Here is a 9,153-nt window from a genome sequence, read left to right as displayed (position 1 = left end):
TCCCTGCTCCCCTGCTGTCTTTATGATGATCTCACAAAATCGCATTGCTCCCCTTACCAACTAGCAGCTGACATCTACGGTATTGGTTTTCTAACTGCCGATAAAATTGCGCGAAATATCGGAATTGCTCCTGACTCAGAATTTCGTTACCGTGCAGGAATTATCCACTGTTTAAGTGAAGCTGCCGAAGATAGTCACTGTTACTTGTGACAATCCTTTGCCCCATACAGCAATTATTGTTGATGAAGCATCGATGCTTGATTTGTTTCTGGCTTACTCCTTGGTTAAAGCAGTATTGGCTGGCGCTCTACTGTTGTTGGTGGGTGACATTGACCAGTTACCATCTGTGGGCCCAGGTCAAATACTTGCTGACTTGATCAATTCTGGGCGAGTTCCCGTGGTACGGTTGACCCAGGTATTTCGCCAAGCTCAACAGAGCGCAATTATCACCGCCGCCCACCAGATTAATCGAGGAATTTATCCCACAATCGAGCCAATCTCCGACAATCCTGTGTCCGACTGTATTTGGCATGGCGGCGGACATCAGCCCGAACATGGTGTACAGGCAATCTGCGAGTTGATTACCGATTTGATTCCCCGCTTAGGTTTTAATCCTGCTACTGATGTGCAAGTCCTTTGCCCCATGACACGGGGAGTAGTCGGGACTCGCAATCTGAACACAGTATTGCAGCAGTTGATTAATCCACCAAGCCTTGACTTGGTGGAGATTAATAGAGGTGGGATGCTACTGCGAGTAGGCGATCGCGTCATTCAACAAATGAATGATTACCTGCGTGAAGTCTTCAATGGGGATTTGGGAATTATCACCGACATTGATACTGTTGAACAAGAAGTAATTGTGCAGTATGGAGATCGTACTGTGATTTACGACTATGGTGACCTGAATGAAATTACTTTAGCCTGGAGCGTCACCATTCATAAAAGTCAGGGGTCAGAATATCCGGTGGTGATTCTGCCAATCTATATGCAGCACTATATGATGTTGACCCGGAACCTGTTTTATACCGGGCTGACCCGTGCCAAGAAGTTAGCGATCGTGGTTGGAGCTAAAAAAGTGATATCTCTAGCGGTGCGCTCTACCGATGACCAAAAGCGCTACACACGGTTACAGCAGAGGTTACTTCAGGCAGGACTGCATTGATATGTCTTGGCTATTAAATAATTCGTAATTCGTAATTAAGTTTTGTGATGGGGATTTAGACCCCGACCCAAAACTTGCTTATTTTTTCGCGCAGCGTCTCGTAGAGAAGCTCACCGTTCGCGTAGCGTCTCGCAGAGAAGGTATCGCTCTGTGATGAATACCTGGGAACCTGATTGTTGTCTGAAAAACTGTAATTTGGGGTAAATATAGCGTAGCTGACACTAGGGGCAAGATAGGCGGAAAGCATTAGTTTATAAGCTTTTTAGCTATTATTTTTAGATAAATCATCTAAGTCATATTTGCTTATTGTTAGACAAACCTGTAACAAAAGAATAAAGGCTTTAGTTTTGTCATTGGCATACTACAAACCTCGGTTTTAGGTAAATTTGTACTATTTTGCCTCTAATGTCAGCTACGCTATATCTGCCCCGTGTTGGAGGAGTTGCTAGAATGATTGACCATGACAGGCTTTTCAAAGAATTAATATCTACATTCTTTGTTGAGTTTCTCGATTTATTCCTGCCTCAAGTAGCCAGCCAAATAGACCGCGATTCTATCCAGTTTTTACCCCAAGATGTATTTACTGATGTCACATCTGGCGAAAAGAAAGAAATTGATTTGCTGGCTCAATGCCGCTTCGAGCAACAGGAAACTTATTTTTTAATTCATGTTGAAAATCAGTCTTATACTGAGTCAGAATTTGCAAAGCGGATGTTTAAGTATTTTGCACGCTTGCATGAAAAATATGATTTACCAATTTATCCAGTTGTGATTTTCTCCTTCGACGAACCAAAACGTGCTGAATCTCAAAATTATCGTGTCACGTTTCCCGATTTAAAGGTGCTGGAATTTCAGTTTGCAGCAATTCAATTAAATCGCCTAAGTTGGCGGGATTTTCTAACGCAACACAATCCAGTGGCGGCGGCGTTGATGGCGAAAATGAATATTGCGGTGTCAGAACGTCCGCAAGTGAAGGCGGAATGTTTGCGGTTACTGACAACTTTAAGGTTAGATCCAGCGCGGATGCAATTAATTTCGGGGTTTGTTGATACTTATTTGCGGCTTGATGATACTGAGAAGCAGGTTTTTCAGGCGGTGATTAGTAAAATGGGATTAGATGAACGGGAGGAAGTTATGCAGATTGTAACAAGTTGGCAACAAGAAGGTGTAGAAATCGAAAGAAGGGAAACAATTTCGACGCTTTTAAAAGTACGTTTTGGAAATTTAGACAGTGAGTTAGAGGCAATTATTCCTCAGTTAATGCAGTTATCTAGGGAAGAATATCTAGGCTTACTTTTACAGGCTGACCGTGAAGAATTATTATCGCGGTTTCAAAGGTAATCGTAATTTAATAAAAGCGGGTGTGCTATTTAGTACAATTACAGAATCTCCTTTACTACTTCAATTCAACTCAATATTATGACTGCTAATATGGTGTCCATTATGTGATGGCTCATGTTTTCTGTGAAGTAATCGTTCCCTCTCTAAAATCATAACTTCTAGTAGTACGCCAAGGAAACTTTGCATGGTGGTTAGCTCCAAGGGCAGAGGGGCAGAGGGGATTGAACTTGGCACATTGAACTCTCCTCTGCACAAGAGCACCCCTGCTCAAGAGCCTGCCTCCACCTAACATTTTTGGGTTGGCAGACTACTACTGGCACGTTCTTCTGAAAGTGGAAATATCTCCTCCGTCTTTAGATTACCTCGACAAATCGTCCGCTTACCTTCATTTCGGACAATAAAATCACACTCGTGTTTGAGCGAAAAATAAGCTGATGTATTTATTTAGATACATCAGCTTTTGACTTATCCCAAGATTTCAATCACAGCCGCTAAAATAGCTGGGGCTTTGTCTGAAACCGGAATGAATACCCGCTTTTGCCAGTTGATGATCTCGGTGAAGCAACCCACAGCTAACAGTCGCTCTGCCAGTGAGATAGCATTAACTAACTCAATTCGTGGTTCACCAGCAATGAAAGAACGTCGCAAGGTTACGCCACCCGGTAACTGCTGTGTATATTTCTCGTTCAGTACCAGGGAAACAAGTTCTTCTGGAGAAAGCACTTGATTTCTTAGTCCAAGTTGTTCGCGCACGGTTTGAATGTCGTGAGCGTTAACCACCCGACCGAGTATCTTTTGTCCATCGCTGGTTTGCAAGCGGAAGACTCGGCTATTGTGCTGCGGCAAGATTTTCCAAATGGGCAACAAAATACCGATGACTAAGTGCAGATAATCGGTTCTGAACTTGGGCAGTGCGTCTACTTCAATAGACCACCCTGCGACGAACGCATCGACACAAACCGCTTTCCAAGTGGAAGATTCCAAGTCTTGGACTGGTACGCGAGTTTCCTTCTGTGGACGAATCAGCAAAACTCTTGGGACAATTCCACCCTCAGAGTCGAATAGACTGTGAGTTGGAATTGACACAGCAGCATTGCCTGACTTGGAGTTGATCATGAGCCTTCCAAGATATTGAGTGGCGAACTCTAACATCTCGTCAGCAGTTCTGATGTGGTTCCTTTGGGTGCGTTCCACTTTCAAGTAATTGGTGACGCTACCTGTGGCAGGGTGGGTGTACACAGCTTCCTGGCTCTCAACAGTAAAGCGTTCAGCCCGGAGTGTCTCTACCCCTATCTCATAGACCCCTGCCGCGATCGCTGCTTCAATCTGCTGACTTAGCAACAACTCAAACCTCTCGAAAATCACGTTTTGCATATCAATTCGTAGAGCCAGTAGTCGGTTGAGGAATTGACGCAGGGGTGGGAGATCGATTTTCATGCCGCCTTCGTGGGAAGTGAGCGAGAGTCCTGTCATTTGCTCAAAAGTCCCTAGTGGAACTTCATAAAATCGACCTTGGAAAATCTGCTTAAACAACTCGTATAGTGCGTGTTCTGCATAGTTCGACTCCAGATTATCCTTAGCTTCAAATATCCCATTACCACCCGTCTGCCGTTGACCACGAGTAAGAGCGCCCAAGCTATCCAGCCTTCGGGCAATGGTTGAGATAAAGCGGCGTTCACCTATGACGTTAGTGGTTACAGGTCTGAACACGGGTGCTGATGCTTGGTTTGTGCGGTGCGATCGCCCAAGTCCTTGAATTGCGTTGTCTGCTCTCCAGCCGGCTTCCAACAAATAATGCGATCTGAGCCGACGATTCACAGCGTTAAGGTCAGCATGGTAACTGCGACCAGTACCACCAGCATCAGAGAAGATGAGAATTTGTTTCTCGTCCGCCATGAATGCAGCAGTTTCAGCAATGTTAGCGCCGGAACCACGCGAATCAACAAACAAACGCCCGGAATCATCCCTGAGAACTCGTTTACTGCGACCAGTTACTTCAGCAACTTGCTTGTGACCGAAGTGCCACAGCAATTGTTCTAATGCACCAGGAATTGGATCAAGACTTGCTAACTTATCGACTAAGGCATCTCTCAAGGCTACGGCTTCAATAGAGATAACCGGAGAGCCATCAGCGTCAAAGACTGGCTCGGATCTTTCTTCTCCATCAACGCCTGAATGGATGGAATGAAGATGAACAGGGAAAGCACTCATCAAGTAGTCCATCACATATTCCCGTGGAGTTAGGTCAAGATTGAGATCCTTCCATTCGGAAGTCGGAACTTCATCAAGTCGTCGTTTCAAAAGTTCTTCATTAGTCGAAACTATTTGAATGACAACTGCAAGACCTTGGACTAAATCCTGCTCAATCGCTTTGATCAGGGTAGGGCATTTCATCCCGGTCAGCAGATGGTTAAAGAATCTTTGCTTGTGCGACTCGAACTGAGACACCGCGCTCATCTTTGCAGCACGGTTGTAAGTCTTGTCACCAGAGATATTACAAGCTTCCAAAGCTCTATCTAAATTATTATGAATAACCCCAAAAGCATCGGAATAGCTGTTATAACTCCGTTCCTGCGTGGGCGTTAACTCAATTTCGAGAGTCTGATACTCCACCCCCTCAAACGAGAGACTCCGCGCCAAATACAGTCCCAAAGCCTTGAGATCCCTGGCTACCACTTCCATCGCGGCGATACCACCGCCCTCAATGGATTCCACAAAATCCTCACGGGAGGTGAAAGGGAAATCACCAGTCTGCCAAAGCCCCAGACGATTTGCATAAGACAGGTTAGAAACTTTCGTCGCTCCGGTCGCCGATACGTATACAACCCGTGCTGAGGGCAGTGCGTTTTGCAACCGCAGCCCAACAATGCCTTGCTGGGATGCTGCAACCATACCGAGCGAGTTTGCCCTCAATAGCCATAGCATTACCCATACTGTGGCACTCGTCGTAGGCTATTGCCCCATCAAAGTCCTTACCTGCCCACTGAACAATTTGCTTGAGCCGACTTTTACCATTCTTTTGGGATCGTAGAGTTGAGTAGGTGCAGAACAGAATACCTTGGGTGAAAGGGATGGGGTCGCCAAGTTTGATATTTGAGAGGTCGATAATGTCTTTTACATCACCTCCTAAAGCACACCAGTCTCTACGGGCATCTTCAATTAAGAATAAAAGCTTGTAACCTTTTTGAAAGTATGCCCAGCCCAACCACCGACTTAGTTCGCTCCTACCTCAAAGAAATCGGACGCTACCCTCTGCTAACTCCTGAGCAAGAAATTACAAATGCTAGGCTTATGCAGCAGATGATGGCGATTGAAGAACAGCGCTCAAGCCTAGCACTTCAACTAAACCGAGAACCAACCACAAGAGAATTAGCTACCTCGCTTGGGCAAAGCGAAGCTGAAGTGGAGTCAATTCTTCATCAAGGGGAACGAGCAAAGCAGAGAATGGTGACTGCTAACCTACGGCTGGTGGTGGCGATCGCTAAAAAGTACCAGAACCAAAACTTAGAATTTCTTGATCTGATCCAGGAAGGTACACTCGGTTTATACCGTGGTGTTGAAAAATTTGACCCAAATCAAGGTTACAAACTCTCAACTTATGCCTACTGGTGGGTAACACAATCAATCACACGTGCCATTGCACAGCAATCTCGTACTATTCGTTTACCCATTCATATCAACGAAAGACTCAACAAAATAAAGAAAATACAGCGTGAATTGTTTGACTCATTAGGCCGGAAGGCAACTGTCATAGAAATTGCTGAATCCCTGAAGGTAAGACCAGAGCAGGTTCGAGAATATATTCAAGCAGATCGAAAGCTAGTTTCTTTAGAAAAGCGAGTGGGGAATGAGCAGGATACCGAATTAAGTGAACTTTTAGCTGACGAAAATGTTTCCCCTTTGGAAGAATTAAATTCTTCATTGATGCGCCAGAATATTAAAGAGTTGCTAGCGTCCTTAGCCCCAAAACGAGAAGTACTAACCCTACGTTTCGGGCTAGAAAATGGCCGTCAACTGAGCTTAACTCAAATTGGAGAACGCCTTAACTTAAGCCGAGAACGAATTCGCCAGCTTGAACATAAAGCACTTTCTATTCTTCGTCGTCAAAAAAGTGATATTAAGGAGTATCTTAATTAGAATGATTTCGTTCTACCCTCAAATAAAATATGAGTCAAACTCGCTACTCTCCTGATTGGAAACAAATTGCTACTGCTGTAAAGAATTCTTCTGATTGGCGTTGCTCTCGTTGCGAACGCCCTTGTCTGCGCCCAGGGCAAACGCATCTAAATTACTCTTGATCAGAACCAACGTTAAGAACCAACGACAAAATCGGCATTTCTCGTTTGGTTTAGTTTGTAAGACTCAAAGCGATGTCTACGACGGGCTACGCCTACGCTAAATATGTGTCAATAAGCAGCAATTAATGCGACTCATTTCGAGCTTATTGACAATAAAATTATTTTGTTGACATGATGCGGCCGCCCTGTGTCTGCGCCCAGGTGAAAAGCCACCAGAATTAACTTTGAGTCAGCGTCGGGTTTATAACCTTCAGGTACATCACTACAATTTCGATCCGTCTGATAACCGAAGAGAGAACCTTGCCCCGTTGTGCAGTAGCTGCCTTTCTTCCCTTACCACCGATTCAGACGAGGCAATATTTCACCTGGGCAATTATCACTCTTTTAGGGATAATACACCTTTCATAAATTTGACGAAAAACTATTATTAAGAAGTAAGGCCATTTTATTAGCCAATGCCCAGCAAAACTATTGAAGTCCGAGAGTACACCGTTAGAGCGCACAAGCGGGAAATTCACACCCGCGTTTTCAACTTCGTATGCAAACAGTGTGAACAACCCACACAACGAGAAACTTTTGGGGTTCGACCTCTATATTGTGAGAAATGCCGTCCGCCACAAGCACCCAAGAAATCAGTAGTCCCTCTCAAGAAGAGAAAACCCAGAGCTATGAATTACTTGAGTGGCAAAAACATCGCGGGATAATTTGTTGTCTGAAGATAAAAATGGAGGCAATCGTATTCTCTTTCATTGATGCAGGTTTGTTTTAGTGATCGCACCCCCGCCGGATTCCGTGACGCTATTTTCTTAGAGGAAACGTCGTCAGGATTTTTATTCATACTTATTATTTCCAACGGTACAAGACAAAGAATTAAAAATGGTGCAATTTAAAAGTAGTGCAAATATCGGAAATTATGGACGCTGCCAAACGCCTTGCTACTCTAAATCGCATCCGTAAACTCAGCCGCTTGATGGATACATCTATACGTATTCCTCTAACAGGTTTTCATATTGGAATAGACCCAATTATCGGTTTAGTTCCAGGTGCTGGTGATTTAATCAGTACAGCGTTTTCATTACATCATATTTCTAGCCACCCGCTTCGGCATTCCACGCCAAGATTTAACCAAAATGATTTTTAATGTTGGTTTGGAAGCAGTTGTGGGTACTGTGCCTTTTGTAGGTGATTTATTTGATGCTTTCTATAAGTCTAATATTCGTAATTTGGCAATTTTAGAGCAACATTTAACAGTAGTTGAACCAGAACTTAAAGAAGTGTCTGATAAACTTTACTCTGGTAAGTTCAGCCAAGTTTGAAGAGGCATATTTAAAGAAATTGCCCCACAAAATATCATCCATTTAACCGCATTTCAGGTTTGGGCAATCCCAATGCACCCGTGCCGACCAGTCGCGGTCAAACTCATACCTACACTGAGGGCATCTGCCAGTAAACATCGGATGCCAATCAATCAGGGATTGCTGCTGTTTTCGTGTCCGTCGCTGTTGTGGTTGCATAATCAACTCGCCATTGTAGGAGGTTGCCCTTCTGGCTTTTACAGTTCTCGCCTCTTTTCCTCAGCACTTTGGCGCTTGTGCCCGGCTGGGTGAGACGGGTGCCTGCTTTAACAGCTTCAGCTTCCCAATTTTGACTCCTGCTCCTTTGTGTATGGGTTTCTTGGATGGAAACTTAGCTCTCTTTTTTACTACTCGGGGATTATTTCTTCCTTCTGGCTCTGGAATCTGCTCATCCAAAATTTCCCTGACAAGCCAGGTGAAAAAAGGTATTTCTTCCACTTGCAGACGCTGAAATTTGGAAACGGCGCGACGTACTATCTATTGTGTTCCAGTAAAGCTTAAAGGGGATATTTGAGTGCGATCGGCAAGCAGTCAGATGAGCGAACGCACAGCCCAATGCCCACCTTATTTACACAATTGAATTAAAAGTATGAGGAATTAAAAATGTGGCTGACCAAGGTTGATCATATTGGCAATGTCCAAAAATAAATCAGCCAAAAAACAAAAACCAAGTGGATTTGACAGCCAATTTCAACAATTAACCGTTGGGCAATTTTATCGCTTAATGTCCAAAAAATATGGGGTGGGTTGCGTTGTAATTAATTATTTAGCTCACCCGACAACACGTACTTTATTTAAAGTAGCAAGCGGGAGCATTGCCAACGAGTAATGATTTACTGCCAACGGAAATGTCTCCGGGTTTGTTCCTGAATTCATCAGCACTGAATTCTTCTTCAAGACTATTTTTCAGTAGTTGTGGTTGAGGGGATCAAGTATTTATTATACCAAGCTAAATAACGTTCTAGGACATCACGTTGATAACTCGGTTTGCTGATGC

At 44.1% G+C, this 9,153-nt stretch carries 7 protein-coding genes and 2 pseudogenes; 6 read left to right on the top strand and 3 right to left on the bottom strand.

Features of this window, described 5'->3' with window-relative positions; translation table 11 throughout:
• Together ACFE90_RS32175 and ACFE90_RS32170 are read left to right on the top strand one after the other, a co-directional pair.
• Positions 1-1,162 (top strand): annotated as a pseudogene (locus ACFE90_RS32175) (ATP-dependent RecD-like DNA helicase); the annotation flags it as partial.
• 450 nt (positions 1,163-1,612) lie between these two features.
• A complete protein-coding gene (locus ACFE90_RS32170; RefSeq protein ID WP_375506379.1) occupies positions 1,613-2,503 on the top strand; it encodes an Rpn family recombination-promoting nuclease/putative transposase in 891 nt (296 codons plus the stop codon).
• Positions 2,504-2,968: 465 nt separating this feature from the next.
• On the opposite strand, the gene ACFE90_RS32165 is transcribed toward ACFE90_RS32170, so the two are convergent.
• Complete coding sequence (locus ACFE90_RS32165; protein ID WP_375506378.1) at positions 2,969-5,395, bottom strand: strawberry notch C-terminal domain-containing protein; 2,427 nt, start codon at positions 5,393-5,395, stop codon at positions 2,969-2,971.
• Entirely contained in the window at positions 5,289-5,708 is a 420-nt protein-coding gene (locus ACFE90_RS32160) for a strawberry notch-like NTP hydrolase domain-containing protein (RefSeq protein WP_375506377.1), read from the bottom strand. Before ACFE90_RS32160 ends, ACFE90_RS32165 begins: the two co-directional genes overlap by 107 nt.
• On the opposite strand from ACFE90_RS32160, the gene ACFE90_RS32155 reads away from it, so the two are divergent.
• From ACFE90_RS32155 to ACFE90_RS32145, 3 genes and pseudogenes are all read left to right on the top strand, one after another.
• A complete protein-coding gene (locus ACFE90_RS32155) occupies positions 5,696-6,640 on the top strand; it encodes an RpoD/SigA family RNA polymerase sigma factor (protein ID WP_375506376.1) in 945 nt (314 codons plus the stop codon). The genes ACFE90_RS32160 and ACFE90_RS32155 overlap by 13 nt on opposite strands.
• Before the next feature lie 616 nt (positions 6,641-7,256).
• A complete protein-coding gene (locus tag ACFE90_RS32150) occupies positions 7,257-7,505 on the top strand; it encodes a hypothetical protein (protein WP_375506375.1) in 249 nt (82 codons plus the stop codon).
• 209 nt (positions 7,506-7,714) lie between these two features.
• Positions 7,715-8,117 (top strand): annotated as a pseudogene (locus ACFE90_RS32145) (DUF4112 domain-containing protein).
• 42 nt (positions 8,118-8,159) lie between these two features.
• Here ACFE90_RS32145 and ACFE90_RS32140 read toward each other — a convergent pair.
• Positions 8,160-8,315, bottom strand: coding sequence for a hypothetical protein (locus ACFE90_RS32140; RefSeq protein WP_375506374.1), 156 nt, complete (start codon positions 8,313-8,315; stop codon positions 8,160-8,162).
• A 475-nt stretch (positions 8,316-8,790) separates the two neighbouring features.
• Between ACFE90_RS32140 and ACFE90_RS32135 the strand changes: the two genes are divergently transcribed.
• Positions 8,791-8,985, top strand: coding sequence for a hypothetical protein (locus tag ACFE90_RS32135; protein WP_375506373.1), 195 nt, complete (start codon positions 8,791-8,793; stop codon positions 8,983-8,985).
• The last annotated feature ends 168 nt before the right edge of the window (positions 8,986-9,153 follow it).

It is taken from the genome of uncultured Nostoc sp., from assembly GCF_964245445.1.
Lineage (GTDB): Bacteria > Cyanobacteriota > Cyanobacteriia > Cyanobacteriales > Nostocaceae > Nostoc.
This window is presented reverse-complemented; position numbering and strand designations above follow the sequence as displayed.